The organism is Streptomyces sp. NPDC098789, assembly GCF_044759975.1.
In the GTDB taxonomy this organism is placed as follows: Bacteria; Actinomycetota; Actinomycetes; order Streptomycetales; family Streptomycetaceae; genus Streptomyces.
Map to the genome: position 1 here is coordinate 83,341 of NZ_JBIWAJ010000007.1, position 17,497 is coordinate 100,837.

A 17,497-nucleotide genomic window follows, 5' to 3' on the forward strand; every position below is an offset into this window, starting at 1 on the left:
CCGGACGGGATCGCCGATCCTTGCCTACGCTCGGCGGCGATGAAGAGACGTCTGCAACTCACCGAGCAGGTCGCGCGGTTCGTCGACCACTACATGCCGGCCACGGACCGGGAGGTGTTCACGCGGATCGTCGACAGGCTCCTGGACGACCCCGAAGGCGAGGGCACCCACCTCGCCTACCGGAACGACACCGTGACGCGCGGGGTGTGGGAGGAGCACGTGATGGTCCACTACGTCGTGACGAGCTGGTTCGTGGTCGTCGTCGAGACGGACGTCTACGACGCGGCGCGCGGCTTCAACGAGTTCTAGAACGCGGTCTAACGCGGTCTAACGCGGTCTGTGGTCCGGGGTCCGCTGTCCCGGTGCACGCGTCAAGGCGCGCGCCCCCGTCCCCGGAAGGGGTGAGCGTGCGCCGACACGCCGTGACGGTCCCCCACTTGGCGGCACCGGGGCGGCAGGGTCCCGGTCGGTGCGCACCCTTCTGCGGAACCTCGGCCTGAGCGCCGCCTCCCTCGCCCTGCTGGGCATGACCACCCCCGCGGCCGCCCCGCCGCCGACCGAGGTCGTCCACGGCCTCGGCTTCGACGCCTGCGCCGCGCCCCCCTTGAAGGCCATGAAGGCCTGGTACGGGACGTCCCCCTACCGGGCCGTCGGCATCTACGTCAGCGGCGGCCAACGGCACTGCGCGCAGCCGGAACTGACCGCCGAGTGGGTCCGTCGGGTCCGGGCCATGGGCTGGCGGCTGATCCCCGCGCACGTCGGCATGCAGGCGCCCTGCAACGACTACCCGCACAAGACCGAGCGCTTCGCCCCGGCCCGCGCCGCCGACCAGGGCCGGGCCCAGGCCCAGGAGGCCGTACGGGCGCTCACCGCGCTCGGCATCGGCAAGGACAGCCCGGTCTACCTGGACATCGAGTCGTACGCCGTGAAGGACGCCCCCGCGGAATGCGGCCGGGCCGTCGTCGACGCGGTGGTCGGCTGGACGCGGGAGCTGCACGCCTCGGGCTACCGCGCCGGCTTCTACTCCAGCCTCGGCTCCGGCGTCCGCGACCTGGCCGAAGCGGCCCGCGCGGGCCGCTCCCCGCTCCCGGAGGCCCTCTGGTACGCGCGCTGGGACAAGCAGGACTCGACGGCCGACCAGGGCCCGCTGACCGCCGACCTGTGGCCGAAGGACGCCCGCATCCACCAGTTCGCGGGCAACGTCCAGGAGACCTGGGGCGGCGAGACCCTCACCATCGACCGCAACCGGCTGGACGGCCCGGCGGCGCGGTAGGCCGCTTGTTCTGATGATCGCCCGCTTGGGTGATCCCTGGGCATCCCCCTCCCCATGGGGTGCATACCGTCGTATGCTCGAACCATGTCGGGAACCACGCGCATCACCGTCACGCTGCCGACCGAGCAGGTGGACGCCCTCAAGGGGCTCACGGACAACATCTCCGGGTATGTGGCCGAGGCCGTAGCCCGGCAGATCCGGCACCACCTGCTCGGCGATGATCTGAGGAGCTACCAGGAGGAGCACGGGGCCTTCACGGAGGAAGAGCTGGCTGCCGCGAGAGCGGAGCTGTTCGACCAGCCCGAGACTCAGGTGTCGGCGCAGGCAGCATGACCGAGTCCGTCGGGACGGTCGTTCTCGACTCCCAGGGCCTGTCGGCGTGGATCACCCAAGACCGCAGGATGTGGGCGCGATTCGCCCTGTACCACTCGTTGGGTGCACAGATGGTCGTCTGTGCCAACACGATCGTCGAGGTCGGCCATGACCGCCTGAACGAGGCGAAACTCAATTGGGCGCTGTCGCGTACGAGGGTCGAGCCCGTCACCGAGGCGTCCGCCAAGGCCGCCACGCTGCTGCTTAAGGCGACCGGTCTGCACGGCCACAAGTACGCGATCGACGCGACGGTCGCCGAGATGGCGCTGCGACAGCCCGGCCCCGTGATCCTGCTGACCTCGGACGTCGACGACATGACGAAGCTCTGCGGCGACCGGGTCCGGATCATCGGTCTCTGACCGCCGAGCGACGATGGTGCCCCCACGCGCCGAGGGGCGGACCGCACGCAGCGGTCCGCCCCTCGGGCGTCGTACAGGGTGGCGGCCGGGTCGGGCCACCGGTCCGGCTACAGGAACGAGTTGATCTCGATCGTCTCGGTGCGGCCGGGGCCGACGCCGATCGCGGAGATCGGGGCGCCCGACATCTCCTCCAGGGCCTTGACGTACGCCTTGGCGTTCTTCGGCAGCTCGTCGAAGGTCTTGGCCTTGGTGATGTCCTCGGACCAGCCCGGGAAGTTTTCGTAGATCGGCTTCGCGTGGTGGAAGTCGCTCTGCGAGTAGGGCAGCTCCTCGACGCGCTTGCCGTCGATCTCGTACGCCACGCAGACCGGGATCTCTTCCCAGCCGGTCAGGACGTCGAGCTTCGTGAGGAAGAAGTCCGTCAGACCGTTCACGCGGGTCGCGTAGCGGGCGATCGGGGCGTCGAACCAGCCGCAGCGGCGGTCACGGCCGGTGGTGACACCGCGCTCGCCGCCGATGCGGCGCAGGGCCTCGCCGTCCGCGTCGAACAGCTCGGTCGGGAACGGGCCGGCGCCGACGCGGGTCGTGTACGCCTTCAGGATGCCGATGACGCGCGAGATCTTCGTCGGGCCGACACCCGCACCCGTGCAGGCGCCGCCCGCGGTCGGGTTCGAGGAGGTGACGAAGGGGTACGTGCCGTGGTCGACGTCGAGCAGCGTGCCCTGGCCGCCCTCGAAGAGCACGACCTTGTCCTCGTCGAGCGCGTTGTTGATGATGAGGGTGGTGTCGGCGACGTAGGGCTTGATCAGCTCCGCGTACCCGAGCATCTCCTCGACGATCTGGGCGGCGTCGATCGCGCGACGGTTGTACAGCTTCGCCAGGAGCTGGTTCTTGCCCTCGAGCGCCGCTTCGACCTTCTGGGTGAGGATCGACTCGTCGTAGAGGTCCTGGACGCGGATGCCGACGCGGTTGATCTTGTCCGCGTACGTCGGGCCGATGCCACGGCCGGTCGTGCCGATCTTCCGCTTGCCGAGGAAGCGCTCGCCGACCTTGTCGAGGGTGACGTTGTACGGCGTGATGAGGTGCGCGTTGCCGCTGAGGAGCAGCTTGGAGGTGTCGATGCCGCGCTCGTTCAGGCCGCGCAGCTCGGAGAGCAGGACGGCCGGGTCGACGACGACACCGTTGCCGATGACCGGGGTGCATCCGGGCGAGAGGATGCCGGAAGGGAGAAGGTGCAGTGCATACTTCTGGTCGCCCACGACGACCGTGTGGCCGGCGTTGTTGCCACCCTGGTAACGCACTACATAGTCAACGGATCCACCGAGCAGGTCGGTGGCCTTTCCCTTGCCCTCGTCACCCCACTGAGCTCCGAGCAGCACAAGAGCGGGCACAGGCGTACACCTCTTCCGGATGGGGCATGTCCAAGGTCAGGGGGCGTACGACGATGTACACCGCAGGCTGAGCCGTCGGACCGGTACCCCGGAATAGACGAAGGCCCTGGCGCAATAGCGCAAGGGCCTCTTGCACAAAGATGCTACCCGAGGAAGGACCGAGGTGTCGGCTCCAGAGCCCACCATGAGCCATGCGGGCGCGCCGGTAGGCGGCCTGCTCGTGCTCGTCGACCCGGTCGCCCGCCGCCTCGACGGCGAGTCCGTACGGATCGCGAAGGATGTCTTGTCGGCCGGGGCGGCAGCGAAGATCTGCCTCCCCGAGAGTCTTGAGGAGTTCGCGCGGGCCCTTGCCCGCCGAGGTCATCGGCAGCCCGTGATCGTGGGTGACGACCAGGCGCTGGTGCGCGCCGTGGGGCTGTTGCACCGGCGCCGCGAGCTGGCCGACGCGTCGCTCGCGCTGGTGCCCGTGGGCGCCGCCCCGTCGCTGTCGCTGGCGCGCTCCCTGGGCGTGCCGGTGGGTGCGGTGGCCGGGGCGCGGGCCGTGCTCGACGGGGTCGTGCGCACCCGTGACCTGCTGGTTGACGACAGCGACGGGGTGGTGCTGGGGGGTCTGCGGATCGCCGGGGCGGGCGCTGCGTCCGTCGGTGCGGCGGGGCGCGCAGGACCGCCTGGTTCCGCTTCCGCTTCGGGTGCCGTGGCGGGGCTCGCGGTGGCGCGGGCGGCCGCGCCGCGGGCGCCCGGGCGGCCCGGAGCGCCGTCCGTGTGGAGCGCGTGCCGGTCGCTGGTGCGGACCCTGGTGCGGCCGCCCGTGGGGCGCGGTGCCGCCCCCGTCCAGCGGCTGCGGCTGCGGGTTGAGGCGGACGGAGTGCTGGTCAGCGATGTGGACCAGGCAGTCGCGGACGTTGCCGTGGCCGCGCGCGACGGATTGGTCGAAGTCGTTGTCCGGATGGTGGACGCCGGGCCCGCGGTGATCGGGCGGGGACTGTCCGTCACGGTGTCGGGGGCGGACTTCCGCTACCGCGCCGACCACGCCGACACCGGCCCGGTGCGGCGCCGCACGTGGACCCTGCGACCGGCGGCGTGGGGGCTCACGCTGCCCCGGTGAGGGCGGCCGGGCCGGAGGGGGAGCGGGTGACGGTGGGTGACGGCCCGGCGCCGGACGAGGCGGCGCTGCGCGAGGCCGTGGACGAGTGGCGCCGGGACGCGCTGCTGCTGTGCCTGCTGCCGGTGTTCTGGTGGCCCGCGGTGGCCGGGTGCGCGCTCGTGCGGCCGCGGGCTGCGGGGGCGCTGCTGCTGGCGGTACTGCTGAGCCCGGTGGTGCTCGGGGTGCGCGAGTTGTACGTCGCCCGGGGGGCCGGGAGCGCACTGCCGGCCCCGGCCCACTGGAGGCCGTACCGGATCACCGTGCGCCGGCGCCGGCTGCGGCCCCCGGTGCTGCTCCTCGGGGAGGGACGGGTGGTGGTGGCGCTGGGCCCGCTCGGCCACCGCGTCGTCCCGGCGCGGCCCTGGCCACCGGGGTCGGCGGTGGCGGCGGACGGGGTGCTGTGGTGCGCGGGGGACCCGGGGCCGGGGGCGCGCTGCCTGGTGTGGGCGCCGGGGGCGCGGCGGCTGGGGCGCGGGCGGCTCCGCCCGGCTACGCCTCCTGGAGGTTCAGCTGCCAGGAGACGCCGAAGCGGTCGTTCACCCAGCCGAAGCGGGCACTGAACCCGTACGAGCCCAGGGGCATCAGCTCCGTGCCCTCCTCGGCCAGGGCCCCGTAGAGGCGCTCCAGCTCGGCCCCGTCGTCGCACTCGACGAAGAGCGACACCGCCGGGGTGAAGCCGAAGGCGTGCTCCACGTGGCTGTCGATGCAGGTGAAGCGCTGCCCGGCGAGCGCGAAGGTGGCGCGCAGCACCGTGCCCTCCGCGCCCGGGCCCTCGGCGCCGTAGCGGCGGATGTCGACGACCTCGGAGTCCTCGAACAGCGAGGTGTAGAAGGTCAGGGCCTCCTCCGCCCGGCCCTCGAACATCAGGAACGTGGTGATCTTCTGCGGCATCGAGGCCATGGCGCGCCGTCCTCCGGGTGGATCGGTGGGGGTCTGGGAGCGTCTACAGGTCCAGGGTGGACCGGTGCACGCGCCACCGGTCCATCATGGCCAGCATCTCGCCCTGGAGGAACTCGAAGAAGGCCGCCGTCTCGGCGATGCGGGTCCCGGCGGGGGTGTCCGTACCCAGGCCGGCCGCGCCCTCGCGCAGGGTCCGCTCCCAGAGGGTCAGGACCTGGTCGCGGCGGGTGAAGGTCTCGTACCAGAGCTCGTTGTGCAGGACGTAGCGGTCGCGCCGGGAGCCCGGCTCGCGCTCCCGGCTGACCATGTTGACCTGGGTGAGGTAGCCGACCGCGCCCGATACCGCCGCCGGGCTGATCTGCAGGGCCAGGCTCAGCTCGGCCGAGGTCATCGCGCCGCCGTCGCTGGCCAGCAGCGCGGCGAAGACCCGCGAGGCCATGCGCTGCATGCCCGCCTCGGTCAGCTGGGAGGCGAAGCGCTCCACGAAGCGGGAGACCGCTTCCTCGTCGCGCGCGCCCGTGTCCGTCGTCGTTCCCATGTCCGCCACGCTCCCGACTTTACGCGATTTCCAATCTTCACAAATTTATGAAAGTAGCGTACCTTCGGAACATGACGAAGGCCATCAGCGTCGCCGGGCTCCACAAGTCGTTCGGCCGCACCCGCGCACTGGACGGTCTCGACCTCGCGGTCGAGACCGGTGAGGTACACGGCTTCCTCGGGCCCAACGGCGCCGGGAAGTCCACCGCCATCCGGGTCCTGCTGGGTCTGCTGCGCGCGGACTCGGGCACGGCCGAGCTCCTCGGGGGCGATCCCTGGGCCGACGCGGTCGCCCTCCACCGCCGCGTCGCCTATGTGCCCGGCGACGTGACCCTGTGGCGCAACCTCTCCGGCGGCGAGGTCATAGACCTGTACGGGCGACTGCGCGGCGGCCTCGACGAGGGTCGTCGGGCCGAGCTGCTCGACCGGTTCGAGCTCGACCCGACCAAGAAGGGGCGTACGTACTCCAAGGGCAACCGGCAGAAGGTCGCGCTCGTCGCCGCCTTCGCCGCCGACGTCGACCTGTTGATCCTCGACGAGCCCACCTCCGGCCTCGACCCGCTGATGGAGGAGGTCTTCCAGGACTGCGTCACCGATGCGCGCGCCGCCGGGCGGACGGTGCTGCTCAGCTCACACGTCCTCAGCGAGGTCGAGACCCTCTGCGACCGGGTCAGCATCATCCGCAAGGGGCGCGCGGTGGAGAGCGGCACCCTCGCCGAGCTGCGCCACCTCACCCGCACCTCGATCACCGCCGAACTGACCACCGCCCCGAGCGGACTCGCGCAGCTGCCCGGGGTGCACGAGGTCGAGGTGCGCGAGGTCGGGGGGCACGAGGCCGCGGGGCACGAGGTCGGGGTGCGCGAGGTCGAGGGGTACGAGGTCGGGGTGCACGAGGCTGCGGGGTACGAGGTTGAGGGGGCGGGGCAGGGGCGTGGGCCGGGGCAGGGCCTCAAGGTCCGGCTCCAGGTCGATACGGACGAGCTGGACGCGGTGGTGCGCGCCCTCGCCGCATCGGGGGTCCGCTCGCTGACCGCCTCGCCGCCGACGCTGGAGGAGCTCTTCCTGCGCCACTACGCGGAAGCGGGCGCCGGGGGTGCTGCGGGTGCTGGGGGCTCTGCGGGCGTCGGCGCGGTGGTCGGAGGCGTGCGATGAGGAATCAACTCGCCGGCACCGGCAGCCTGCTGAGCCTGGCCCTGCGCCGCGACCGCGTGCTGATGCCGGTGTGGATCGGGGTCGTCTCGCTGCTGGTCCTCAGCATGCCCGCCTCGCTGGAAGCGACGTACGCGACGGCCGCCGAGCGGGCCGGGCTGCTCGTCACCGCGAACGCCAACGGGTCCCTGCGCGCCCTGTACGGGCCGGTCTTCGGTGATTCGATCGGCGCGCTCAGCGCCTGGAAGGGCGGGGTCTTCGCCGGGCTGTGCGCGGCCGTGATGAGCCTGGTCATCGTGGTCCGGCACACCCGCGAGGAGGAGGAGAGCGGCCGTCAGGAAATGCTCTGCGCCGCCATGGTGGGGCGCCGGGCGCCGCTGACCGCCGCGCTGCTGGCCGCCCTCGTCGCCAATGCGCTCGTCGCGGTGCTGGTGACGGCCGGGCTGTCGAGCCGGGGCGCGGGCGGGGCGCTGGCGCTGGGGGTCGGGCTCGGCGCGACCGGGTCGCTCTTCGCGGCGCTCGCGGCGATCGCCGCGCAGCTCACCGAGAGCGCGCGGTCGGCCAAGGGGCTCACGGGCGCGCTGCTCGGCGCGGCCTTCCTGCTGCGCGCGGCCGGCGACGCGGGTCGGGTCGCCGGGGGGTCGGCGCTGACCTGGGCCTCGCCACTGGGCTGGTTGGAGAACGTGCGGCCCTTCGCCGGCGAACGCTGGTGGGTCCTGGGCCTGTTCGCCCCGGCCTGCGCGGTGCTGATGGTCCTCGCGTACGTGTTGGCCGGGCGCCGGGACCTGGGGATGAGCTTCCTCGCGGCCCGGCCGGGGCACGCGCGCGGACGGCTCGGCGGGGTCTGGGCGTTGGCGTGGCGGCTCCAGCGGGGGAGCGTGCTGGGGTGGGGCGCCGCCTTCCTCGTGGCCGGTGCGAGCTTCGGCGCGATGACGGACGGCGTGGCCCAACTGGTCGGGGACAACGAGCGGACCCGCGAGATCATCGAGCGGATGGGCGGTCAGGGTGCGATGGCCGACTCCTTCCTCGCGGCGATGGCCGCGCTGCTGGCGATGGTGGCCGCGCTGTACATCGTGTCGTCGGTGCTGCGGCTCGGCGGCGAGGAGAGCGCCCAGCGCGCCGAACCGCTCCTCGCGGGCGCTGTCGGCAGGCTCGCCTGGGCGGGCGGCCACCTGGTGATCGCCTTCGGCGGATCGGTGCTGGTCCTGGCCTTGGGCGGGCTCGGGCTCGGCCTCGGGCACGGTCAGGACGTGGGCGCCGCGGTGGGGGCCTGCCTCGCGCAGCTGCCGGCGGTCTGGGTGCTCGGAGCGCTGGCGGTGCTGCTGTACGGCGCGCTCCCGCGGTTCGCGGTGGCCGCCTGGGCGGTGGCCGGGGCGGTGCTGGCCCTCGGCTGGGTCGGTCCGGCGCTGAACCTCCCGCGGGCGGCCCTGGAACTCTCGCCCTTCGCGCACCTGCCCCGGCTGCCCGGGGCCGGGGCCGGGGCCTTCGAGTGGATACCGGTGCTCACCCTGACCGCGGTGGCGGCCCTGCTGGCGGTGGCGGGCCTGGCCGCACTGCGCCGCCGCGACGTGCTCGCCTGACGGCGGCGCCGGGCCCGGGCCCGGCCCCGCGGGGGCGGGCGGGGCTCAGCGGGCGCTGCCGAGGTCCCGGTCGGCCTCGCTGCCGCTCAGCATCAGGGTGGTCTCCTCGATGCGGCGGAAGCGGCCGTCGGCGGCGAACTCCCCGAAGAGGTAGACCTCCATGTGGACGGTGGAGCCGTCCTTCTTGGTGGCGCGGACGGTGTGGCGGTCGGCGTACAGGGTCCCGTTGGTCAGCTCCTCGTGGACCTCGACGCTGCCCCCGACGAGCACCGTGCGCAGGTGGGCTATGTGCGCGGTGAATTCGGCGCGGTCGGCCCAGCTGCCGTCGGTGCGCTGGCGGTAGTCGGGGGCGAAGTGCCGGTCGACGGCGATCTGGAGGTCGAGCTCCGGGGCGAAGAGGAGGTCGGCGAGGGCCGTGGTGATGTCGGTGTTCTGGGGGGCGCTGGTGTCGATGCTGCTCATGGTGTCCTCCACGGGGCAGGTCCGAAGACGAGCGTTGCGTGCGTTGCGCACGCTTATGAAGAGGAACATAACACGGACTGCGTGCGCAACGCACGCTATTCTTTGAGTGTGGACAACGAGCCGGAGCACGAGACGGGCAACACGACGGACAGCGCGAGAGGCGACGCCCGGGACGACGCGCGGGACGGCGCGCGAGACGACGCGCAGGACGACGCGACGGGTCACGCGGTCGCCGACGCCCTGGGGGAGCTGCTCAAGCGCACCCTCCGGGCCGGCCTGTACCAAGCCCTGACGGACAACCTCGGCGAAGCCGTCGACGAGGTCACCTACCCGGTGCTCAGCGGCCTGGCCCGGACCGGCCCGCGCAGCGCCGCCGACCTGGCGGTCGCCGTGGGCCTGGACCGCTCCGGCGTCAGCCGGCGGGCCTCCCGGCTCGAAGCCGCCGGCCTGGTGCGGCGCGAGCCGGACCCCTCCGACCGGCGGGCCGTGCTCCTGGCCCTGACGGAGGAGGGGGAGCGCACGGTGGAGATCATGCGCCGGCGCCTCGCCGACCGGATCGGGGCCACGCTGAGTTCGTGGCCGCAGGACGAGGCGCGCTCGTTCGCCCGCCACCTGCGCAGGTTCGTGGACGAGGGCCCCTTCGGGGCGTAGGCCGCCGCGCGGGACCGCGAGCCCGTCAGCACTCGACGAGTAGCTCCCGGAGCCCTCGGATCACGTAGCCCTCGCGCCATCGCGGCTCGCGCACGAGCCGCAACGGCGGGACCGCGGGGTCGAGCAGGGCCCTGAAGGAGGCGGTGAGTTCCCGCCGGGCGAGCGCTGCGCCCAGGCAGTAGTGGATCCCGGCCCCGAAGGTCAGGTGCGGATTGTCGGTCCGCCCGAGGTCCAGCTCGTCGGGGTGCGCGAAGCGCGCCGGGTCGCGGTTGGCGGAGCCGAAGAGCAGCGCGACCTCCGCGCCGCGCGGGATGAGGGTGTCGCCGACCTGGATGTCGTCGAGCACCCAGCGCTCGAACATCTGGAGCGGTGTGTCGTACCGCATGAGTTCGTCCACAGCTGTGGACAACCTTTCGGGGCCGCCGATTCCGCGGCCGCCGATGCCGGGGCCGTGGGTGGCGGCGACGTCGTCGCGCAGCCGTGCGAGGGCGGCCGGATGGCGCAACAGGGTCCACCAGCCGTTCGCGGTGGTGTTGACGGTGGCCTCGTGGCCGGCGTTCAGCAGCAGGACACAGGTGGAGATCATCTCCTGTTCGCTGAGCCGACCGCCCTCCTCGTCGTCGTGTGCGGAGATCAGCGCGGAGATCAGGTCCGGGCCGGGGGCCTTGCGGCGCTCGGAGATCAGGTCGCGCAGGTACGCGCTGAACTCCAGGCTCGCCCGGACCGCCCGCGCGGCGCTCTCGGGGCCCGGATTCAGCTCGTACATCCCGCAGATGTCCGCCGACCACGGCCGCAGCGGCCCGCGGTCCGCCTCCGGGATCCCGAGCAGCTCGGCGATCACCGCCACCGGCAGCGGCTCGGCGACGGCGCTGAGCAGGTCCCCGCCGCCCGCGGCGACGAACCGGGCGGTCAGCTCCCGGGCGAGCCGCTCCACGGCGGGCGCGAGCCGCTCCACCGTGCGCGGGGTGAACGCCTTCGCCACGAGCCGCCGCACCCGTGCGTGCGCGGGGTCCTCCAGATCCAGCAGGCCGTTGCCGTTGAGGACGTGGAACGGTTCGTGCTCCGGCGGTGGCGCGCTGCGCCCGAACTCCTCGTGGCTGAACCGGTGCAGGTACGTCCGCCCCAACCGCCGGTCCCGCAGCAGCGCACTCACGTCGGCGTAGTGCGGGATCAGCCACTGCCCGGTGGCCTCGCACCACACCGCCCGCCCCCGCTCGCGCAACGTCCGGTAGGCGGGGTAGGGGTCGGCGACGAAAGCGGCGTCCCACGGATCGAAGTCCACCCCCGTACCTTAGGCAGCGCCACCCCCTACGCGGGGGAGACCAGGCGGGTCTCGTAGGCGTAGACGGCGGCCTGGGTGCGGTCCCGCAGCCCCAACTTGACCAGGACCCGACTGACATGGGTCTTGATCGTGGACTCCGCGACCACCAGGCGGTCGGCTATCTCGGCATTGGACAGACCCTGGGCGATCAGGATCAGCACCTCCGTCTCCCGCTCCGTCAGTTCCTCCACCATCCCCGGATCCGCCACCCGGGGCGTCTGCGCGAGCTTCGCGAACTCCACGATCAACCGCTTGGTCACCGAGGGTGCGAGCAGCGCCTCACCGGCCGCGACCACCCGCACCCCGTCCGCCAGTTGCCGGGCGGACGCGTCCTTGAGGAGGAACCCCGAGGCCCCGGCCCGCAGCGCCTGGTACACGTACTCGTCGAGGTCGAAGGTCGTCAGTACCAGCACCTTCGCGCTGGCGTCCGCCGCGACGATCTGACGCGTCGCCTCCAGACCGTTCATCACCGGCATCCGGATGTCCATCAACACCACGTCCGGACGCAGCGCGGTCACCTGCTCCAGGGCCTGACGGCCATCGACCGCCTCCCCCACCACCTCGATGCCCGGCATCGCGTTGAGCAGGACGGAGAAACCCTCCCGGACCATCATCTGATCGTCGACGATCAGCACCCGGATCGTCATGCCGACTCCTCCGTGGGCCGGTTGCGCACCGGTATGAACACGGCCACCTCGTATCCGCCGCCCGGTGTCTGCCCGGCCGTCATCTCCCCCTCCAACATGGCCACTCGCTCCCGCATCCCGGTGATCCCGTGCCCCGCGCCCGGCGACGGCCTGACGTCCCCGATCGCCGGGCCATTGACGATCCGCACTCCCAGCCCGCCCAGGACGTACGACACCTCGACCCCGGCCGCCGCACCCGGAGCGTGCCGCAGGGTGTTGCTCAGCGCCTCCTGGACGATCCGGTACGCCGACAGCTCCACCCCCTGGGGCAGCTCGCGGACCGAGCCCGTCACCGTCTTGTCCACGGTCATCCCCGCCTCCCGCACATTGCCCAGGAGGCCGTCCAGCGAAGCCAGCGTCGGCTGCGGGGCGTCCGGCGCCTCGTAGTCCGCGGACCGCACCACGCCCAGCACCCGCCGCAGCTCGGTGAGCGCCGCCACCGCGTTCTCCCGGATGGTGGCGAAGGCCGCCTCCAGCTCCGGCGGCGGGTTCTCCACCCGGTACGGCGCGGCCTCGGCCTGGATCGCCACCACCGACATGTGGTGCGCCACCACGTCGTGCAGCTCGCGGGCGATCGTCGTCCGCTCCTCCAGCAGGGTCCGCCGGTCCCGCTCGACCGCCGTGACCTCCTGCTGCGCCGTGACCTCCTGCGCCGCCGTCGTACGGATGTGGCGGACGCTGACCGCCAGCAGGACGAAGGCCGAGAGGAAGACCATGGGCATGGTGCCGATGTTGTGGCCCCGACCGAGCAGGATGCTGAGCACGACCCCCGCCGCCGTGCTCACCGTCCACATCCAGGCCGCGACCCGCGGGCCGGTCCGGATCGCCACGACGGTCAGCACGGTCATGTGGGCGAAGAAGGAGCCCGGCGACCACGGCCAGAGCACGCTGGCGGACTGGAGCACGGCCAGGACCGCGGTGACCGCCATCTGTGCCCAGAACGCCCCGATCGGCCGCACCAGCGTCATCACGACCGGAGCGGCAGCCAGCAGCCCGATCACCAACGTGCGCAGGGGCGACTCGTAGGAGACGTCGCGCCCGGCGTTGAACAGCACGAAGAACGCGATCACCGTCACCACGAGATGGGGTGCGAAGGCGGCCTCCCGCCGGATCCGCGAGGGGAGCCGGCGGATCAGCGGGCCGTCCACCCGCAGCGGGGCGAGCGGCCGGTAGGCGAGGGCATCGGTGAACAGGTCCCGGCGCAGGCTCTGTATGAAGCCCGACGCCAGCCGGATCTCAGGGGTCCGGGGGGCTGCCCCGGTGGTCGTCTCGGTCACATACCAACCGTAGGTCGCCACCCCCCTCGTCCGCGTCGCCGCTGATGGGGACTTATAAAGCTCCCTCTCAAGTACTACGCGGCGCCGTCAGTAACCCGACGGACGGACCAGACCCGTTTCGTACGCGAAGACGGCGGCCTGGGTCCGGTCCCGCAACCCCAGCTTCACCAGGATCCGGCTCACATGCGTCTTCACGGTCTGCTCGGCCACGATCAGGTGCGCCGCGATCTCGCCGTTGGACAGGCCCTGGGCGATCAGCGACAGGACCTCCGTCTCCCGCCCGGTCAGCTCCGCGATCCGCTCCTTCGTGGGGGCGCGCGGCGCCCCCAGCCGGGAGAACTCCGTGATCAGCCGCTTCGTGATGTTCGGCGAGAGCAGCGCTTCCCCGGCCGCGACCACCCGGACCGCCTCGGCCAGCTGGTCCGCCGAGGCGTCCTTGAGCATGAAGCCGGAGGCCCCGGCCCGCAGCGCCTCGTACACGTACTCGTCCAGGTCGAAGGTGGTCAGCACGAGCACCTTGACGGTGGACCCCGGCGCCCCGGTCACCGCCGCCGTGGCCTCGATCCCGCCCATGCCCGGCATCCGGATGTCCATCAGGATCACGTCCGGCACGAGTGCGGCGGCCTGGGCGACGGCATCGGCGCCGTCGACCGCCTGGCCGACCACCTCTATGTCGGGCTGCGCGCCCAGCAGCACGCTGAAGCCCTGCCTGACCATCATCTGATCGTCGGCGATCATGACCCGGATCGGAGTGGTCATCGGTCTCTGCTCTCCTTGGCGAAGGCGTTCGGCGGGGGATCCAGCGGGAGCGTCACGCTCACCTCGTACCCGCCACCGGGCCGTGGTCCGGCGGCCAGTTCACCACCGAGCATGCCCGCCCGCTCCCGCATGCCCAGCAATCCGTGCCCCGCACCCGGCGAGGGCGGGACGGGCCGGGTGGGCGCGGAGTTGGCGACGCACAGGTGCAGGCTGCGCGGCCCGTAGGCCAGGCCGACCTCCACCCGGGAACCGGGGGCATGTCGCAGGCAGTTGCTCAGGGCCTCCTGCACCAACCGGTAGGCGGTCAGTTCGAGCCCGGGCGACAGCGCCCGCCGCTGGCCCGCGATCTCCGTGGTGATCTCCATCCCGGTGGCCCGAACATTGGCGACGAGTGCGTCAAGTTCGACCAGGGTCGGCTGCGGGTGGTGCGGGTTCGCCGGATCGTCCGGATGCTCCGAGCGCAGCACGCCCAGCACCCGGCGGAGCTCGGTGAGGGCCTCCAGCGCATGGCCGCGGATGCCCGCCAGGTTGTCCTTCAGCTCCTCGGACGGATTCTCCGCGAGGTGCACGGCGACCTGTGCCTGGATGGAGATGACCGACATGTGGTGCGCGACGACGTCGTGCAGCTCGCGGGCGATCCGGCTGCGCTCCTCCAGCAGCGTCCGCTGCGCGCGCTCCGCCTCGGTGAGGGTCTCCTGCTCCACCAGGCGGCCGCGGGCCAGGCGCAGCGCGCGCAGCAGGGACCCCAGGATCCCGGCGAACCCGAGGACCAGCAGCGACTCGACGATGGTGGACTCGGCCAGCGCCGGACCGAAGCCCACCTCGGCGGTCACGGTGAGGGCGAGGGTGGCGCCGACGACGGACGCGGTCACCCGGGGCGGCACGCGCAGCGCCACCAGCAGCACGACCGGGGCCATGGCGAACACCCCGATGGGGATCCACGGCCAGGGCTGCCCCACCGGCACGTTCGGGTGGATGGCGACGGCGATGCCCACCGCCGCGGCCAGCGCCAGCCACCAGCCCACCATCGGCCACCACATCGTCACCAGGATGGAGACGCCGGTCAGCGCACCCAGCAGGGGAGCGGTCTTGTCGTGTATGCCGTAGGCCCCGCTGACCTGGGCGACCACGATCGAGCTGAGCAGGTAGGCCACGTAGCCGATCAGCACGTGCGGCAGCCGGGCCAGCCAGCGGGTGAGGCCCCATCTCGGCAACGGATCCCGGCGCGTGCTGAGCAACTCCTCGGGCAGGGTCACCAGCATGGCGCGGACCCTTGAAGGGCGTTCGCCCACGGAGTCGATCTGCTCTGTCACGACACTCACCCTAGGCACGGGCGGTGCCCCGCACGGGAGCGGTTGCGATGCCTCCGGTGCGCACGATGCGCGAGGCGCCCGACGAGCGCTTCTTGCGGCCGCCCTGCTCGACGGTGCGGAAGACGGCCCACAGGAGGAGCAGGGCGAGCCCGAAGACCGGCAGCCACACCAACCGGGCGGCCATCCACCAGGGGGAATCCGCGACGGTGTGCAGACCGGGCAGGTCCACCCCGCCGAGCAGGCCGAGGGCCGTGACGGACATCATCGCGCTCTGGTGCCAGAGGAAGACCGTCATCGCGGACAGGTTGACCAGGGCCACCGCGGCCCAGGCCGCCGGCCTCCGCATGGCCCGCGCCAGCCGCTCCCTGACCAGCAGCGCCAGCGCGCACTGGGCCAGGCCGAAGGCGACCGCGGCCAGCGTCGGAGGGCTCAGGTTCGAGATCGCGGCCCCCGGAACACCCACCATCGACGCCGGGTACCCACCCCACACCACCAGGGCCACCGCGGCCGCGCCCGCGCCGACCAGCATCAGAACCGCCGGGGTGCGCCGGGCGAAGGCGCCCCGCGCCCATGCGGCGCCCAGGGTGTAGGGCACGAGCCACCCGGCCAGCACATTGACCCAGCCGATCCAGGCGGGCCCGTCCAGGGCGAACCGCCACAGGTCCACCGAGGCGACGACGGCCAGTGGCCACAGCGGGTTCAGCCGGGCGACCAGCGGGGTCAGCGCCGTGAGACCGGCGAAGACCAGCAGGAACCACATCGGGGACAGCACCAGGGTCACCAACCCGCGGACCGTGCCCGACGCGACACCGGTGCCCAGCAGCACGCCCACCACGACCGTCCACACCAGGAGCACCGCCGCGACCGGACGCAGCAGCCGCCCCAGCCGTCGCCCGACCCACTGTCCGTACGAGACCCCGCCCGCCCGGGCCGCGGCATGGCTCAGCGCCCCCACGTGCCCCCCGACGAGGAAGAAGAGGGCCAGCGTCTGGAGCACCCACGAGATCGGCGCGAGCCACGGCATGGCGGACAGCGGGCTGCTGGTGCGCAGGCCGCCCCCGGCGGGGTGCAGCGAGGTGACCAGCCAGTGGCCCAGGACCACCCCGAGGATCGCGAAGGCACGCAGCGCGTCCACGGCCCGGTCCCGGTCGGCGGGGGTGGCGGCGTCGATCCGGCGGACCAGGGCGGCCCGGCGGGCACGAAGCTCAAGCATGAGAGGCCTCCGTGGGAGCGGTGGTGCCCAGGACGATCCGGGCCAGGCTGTCGAGCGAGGTCGTGCCGCGGCGGAGGTAGTCGCTGTGTCCACCGGTGCCGGCGGCGAAGGAACGGGCGCCGAACGACGGGTCCACGGGGTCCACGCCGAAGCCGATCCCGGCGATGCGCGTGTGCGGGACGTCCGCGATCCAGTCGTCGCCGCCGCGCCCCGCCCACACCCGGGCGGCGGTGGGCAGCTCGCCGGCGGTGTCGGCGCCGGTGCCCGGGCTGCCGTACAGCGCCATGTCGGTGACCTGCGGCCCGGTCTCGGTCCGGGCGCACACGACCGAACCGTAGGAGTGGCACAGCAGCGACTGCCGTGCGCCGCTGCCGCTCAGGCGCCGCAACTCCGCCAGGAAGGGGGCCAGCTTCCGTGCCCCGTCATCGGCGCGGGCCGTGGTCAGGACCGTCGTGCTGACCGTGCCGGGGGTGTCGTACCCGAGCCAGGCGACCACGGCGGAGCGCGGATGCTCGGCCTGGAGGCGCTGCTGGAGGGCGAGGGCTCCGGCACGGAACCTCTGATAGGTGTCGAGGGTGGTGTCCGATCCGGGGACGAGGACCGCGATCCGGTCCGCCGTCGCCAGGTCGCCCAGGACCTCGACGGCCCGCCCCGTCCCGTGCCCGTCGAAGGAAAGGAACCGGGCCGTACCGCCCGCCGCCATGGCCCGCAGCTTCGCCGCCCGCTCCACGCGCCCCGCGTCCGCCGCCATGCGGGCCGCCTCGCCGAGATCGGCGAGGTTGGCGGCGTACCGCTCGGAGGCGCTCGTGCCCTCGGCGAAGCGGGCGGCCGCCGGAGCGGGCACGTCGGGGGTGGTGGCGGCGGACACGGGGAAGACGACCGCGGCGGCTATCAGCCCGGCGAGCAGCGTGCGGCGCAGTCGAGCGGGGCGGCTGTTCGCGCTGGGCGGCATGGCGGTCTTCCTTCGGTCCAGAGGGGGGTGTTCTCTCTGGTACCGAAGTTATGAACCGAGCCCTGTCGTCAGCGTCCCGCCAGAGAGGTGGGTTTCCGCGTAGCTCTCAGGTATGACGTGGGTGACACGACACGACACGACACGACACGACACGACAC

20 protein-coding genes are annotated in these 17,497 nt (G+C 72.7%); 9 read left to right on the top strand and 11 right to left on the bottom strand.

What is annotated here, in order from left to right; all coding sequences use genetic code 11:
• Positions 1 to 39: 39 nt before the first annotated feature.
• The 4 genes from ACIQWR_RS16755 (at position 40) to ACIQWR_RS16770 (ending at position 2,004) form a co-directional block, all read left to right on the top strand.
• A complete protein-coding gene (locus ACIQWR_RS16755; RefSeq protein ID WP_404009596.1) occupies positions 40 to 309 on the top strand; it encodes a hypothetical protein in 270 nt (89 codons plus the stop codon).
• 160 nt (positions 310 to 469) lie between these two features.
• The gene (locus tag ACIQWR_RS16760) at positions 470 to 1,273 is read left to right on the top strand and encodes a DUF1906 domain-containing protein (RefSeq protein ID WP_404009598.1); all 804 of its coding nucleotides are present in this window, start codon (positions 470 to 472) and stop codon (positions 1,271 to 1,273) included.
• Between the two features lie 84 nt (positions 1,274 to 1,357).
• Positions 1,358 to 1,606 carry a hypothetical protein gene (locus ACIQWR_RS16765; RefSeq protein ID WP_404009601.1) on the top strand — a complete coding sequence of 83 codons (249 nt, stop codon included), beginning with the start codon at positions 1,358 to 1,360 and terminating at the stop codon, positions 1,604 to 1,606.
• Positions 1,603 to 2,004 (top strand): DNA-binding protein, encoded by a 402-nt coding sequence (locus ACIQWR_RS16770; protein ID WP_404009604.1) that lies wholly within the window; start codon positions 1,603 to 1,605, stop codon positions 2,002 to 2,004. The genes ACIQWR_RS16765 and ACIQWR_RS16770 overlap by 4 nt, the downstream gene beginning before the upstream one ends.
• Before the next feature lie 107 nt (positions 2,005 to 2,111).
• Here ACIQWR_RS16770 and ACIQWR_RS16775 read toward each other — a convergent pair whose 3' ends face one another.
• Positions 2,112 to 3,395: an adenylosuccinate synthase gene (locus ACIQWR_RS16775; RefSeq protein WP_404009607.1), complete on the bottom strand. Its 1,284-nt coding sequence runs from the start codon at positions 3,393 to 3,395 to the stop codon at positions 2,112 to 2,114.
• Between the two features lie 184 nt (positions 3,396 to 3,579).
• Here ACIQWR_RS16775 and ACIQWR_RS16780 point away from each other — a divergent pair, with 184 nt between their 5' ends.
• Complete coding sequence (locus ACIQWR_RS16780) at positions 3,580 to 4,500, top strand: diacylglycerol kinase (RefSeq protein ID WP_404010115.1); 921 nt, start codon at positions 3,580 to 3,582, stop codon at positions 4,498 to 4,500.
• Entirely contained in the window at positions 4,497 to 5,099 is a 603-nt protein-coding gene (locus tag ACIQWR_RS16785) for a hypothetical protein (protein WP_404009609.1), read from the top strand. Before ACIQWR_RS16780 ends, ACIQWR_RS16785 begins: the two co-directional genes overlap by 4 nt.
• Here ACIQWR_RS16785 and ACIQWR_RS16790 read toward each other — a convergent pair.
• Together ACIQWR_RS16790 and ACIQWR_RS16795 are read right to left on the bottom strand one after the other, a co-directional pair.
• Entirely contained in the window at positions 5,029 to 5,439 is a 411-nt protein-coding gene (locus ACIQWR_RS16790; protein ID WP_404009613.1) for a VOC family protein, read from the bottom strand. The two genes, ACIQWR_RS16785 and ACIQWR_RS16790, sit on opposite strands and share 71 nt — an antisense overlap.
• Before the next feature lie 43 nt (positions 5,440 to 5,482).
• On the bottom strand, positions 5,483 to 5,977 hold the full coding sequence (locus ACIQWR_RS16795; RefSeq protein WP_404010117.1) for a GbsR/MarR family transcriptional regulator: 495 nt from the start codon (positions 5,975 to 5,977) through the stop codon (positions 5,483 to 5,485).
• A gap of 71 nt (positions 5,978 to 6,048) precedes the next feature.
• Here ACIQWR_RS16795 and ACIQWR_RS16800 point away from each other — a divergent pair, with 71 nt between their 5' ends.
• Positions 6,049 to 7,128 carry an ABC transporter ATP-binding protein gene (locus tag ACIQWR_RS16800; RefSeq protein WP_404009616.1) on the top strand — a complete coding sequence of 360 codons (1,080 nt, stop codon included), beginning with the start codon at positions 6,049 to 6,051 and terminating at the stop codon, positions 7,126 to 7,128.
• Positions 7,125 to 8,705 (top strand): ABC transporter permease, encoded by a 1,581-nt coding sequence (locus tag ACIQWR_RS16805; RefSeq protein WP_404009619.1) that lies wholly within the window; start codon positions 7,125 to 7,127, stop codon positions 8,703 to 8,705. The genes ACIQWR_RS16800 and ACIQWR_RS16805 overlap by 4 nt, the downstream gene beginning before the upstream one ends.
• A gap of 45 nt (positions 8,706 to 8,750) precedes the next feature.
• Here the strand turns inward: ACIQWR_RS16805 and ACIQWR_RS16810 are convergent, their stop codons facing one another.
• Positions 8,751 to 9,167, bottom strand: a complete 417-nt coding sequence (locus tag ACIQWR_RS16810; RefSeq protein ID WP_404009622.1) for a nuclear transport factor 2 family protein — start codon at positions 9,165 to 9,167, stop codon at positions 8,751 to 8,753.
• A 240-nt stretch (positions 9,168 to 9,407) separates the two neighbouring features.
• Between ACIQWR_RS16810 and ACIQWR_RS16815 the strand changes: the two genes are divergently transcribed.
• The gene (locus ACIQWR_RS16815) at positions 9,408 to 9,818 is read left to right on the top strand and encodes a MarR family winged helix-turn-helix transcriptional regulator (protein ID WP_404010119.1); all 411 of its coding nucleotides are present in this window, start codon (positions 9,408 to 9,410) and stop codon (positions 9,816 to 9,818) included.
• 25 nt (positions 9,819 to 9,843) lie between these two features.
• Here ACIQWR_RS16815 and ACIQWR_RS16820 read toward each other — a convergent pair whose 3' ends face one another.
• The 7 genes from ACIQWR_RS16820 to ACIQWR_RS16850 form a co-directional block, all read right to left on the bottom strand.
• Positions 9,844 to 11,100, bottom strand: coding sequence for a cytochrome P450 (locus tag ACIQWR_RS16820; protein WP_404009625.1), 1,257 nt, complete (start codon positions 11,098 to 11,100; stop codon positions 9,844 to 9,846).
• Positions 11,101 to 11,126: 26 nt separating this feature from the next.
• A complete protein-coding gene (locus ACIQWR_RS16825) occupies positions 11,127 to 11,786 on the bottom strand; it encodes a response regulator (protein ID WP_404009628.1) in 660 nt (219 codons plus the stop codon).
• Positions 11,783 to 13,102: a sensor histidine kinase gene (locus tag ACIQWR_RS16830; protein ID WP_404009631.1), complete on the bottom strand. Its 1,320-nt coding sequence runs from the start codon at positions 13,100 to 13,102 to the stop codon at positions 11,783 to 11,785. Before ACIQWR_RS16830 ends, ACIQWR_RS16825 begins: the two co-directional genes overlap by 4 nt.
• Before the next feature lie 87 nt (positions 13,103 to 13,189).
• A complete protein-coding gene (locus ACIQWR_RS16835; RefSeq protein ID WP_404009634.1) occupies positions 13,190 to 13,861 on the bottom strand; it encodes a response regulator in 672 nt (223 codons plus the stop codon).
• Positions 13,858 to 15,174, bottom strand: a complete 1,317-nt coding sequence (locus ACIQWR_RS16840) for a sensor histidine kinase (RefSeq protein ID WP_404009637.1) — start codon at positions 15,172 to 15,174, stop codon at positions 13,858 to 13,860. The genes ACIQWR_RS16835 and ACIQWR_RS16840 overlap by 4 nt, the downstream gene beginning before the upstream one ends.
• Before the next feature lie 10 nt (positions 15,175 to 15,184).
• Entirely contained in the window at positions 15,185 to 16,387 is a 1,203-nt protein-coding gene (locus tag ACIQWR_RS16845; RefSeq protein WP_404009640.1) for an acyltransferase, read from the bottom strand.
• Positions 16,380 to 17,339 (bottom strand): alpha/beta hydrolase, encoded by a 960-nt coding sequence (locus ACIQWR_RS16850; protein WP_404009642.1) that lies wholly within the window; start codon positions 17,337 to 17,339, stop codon positions 16,380 to 16,382. The genes ACIQWR_RS16845 and ACIQWR_RS16850 overlap by 8 nt, the downstream gene beginning before the upstream one ends.
• Between the last annotated feature and the right edge of the window lie 158 nt (positions 17,340 to 17,497).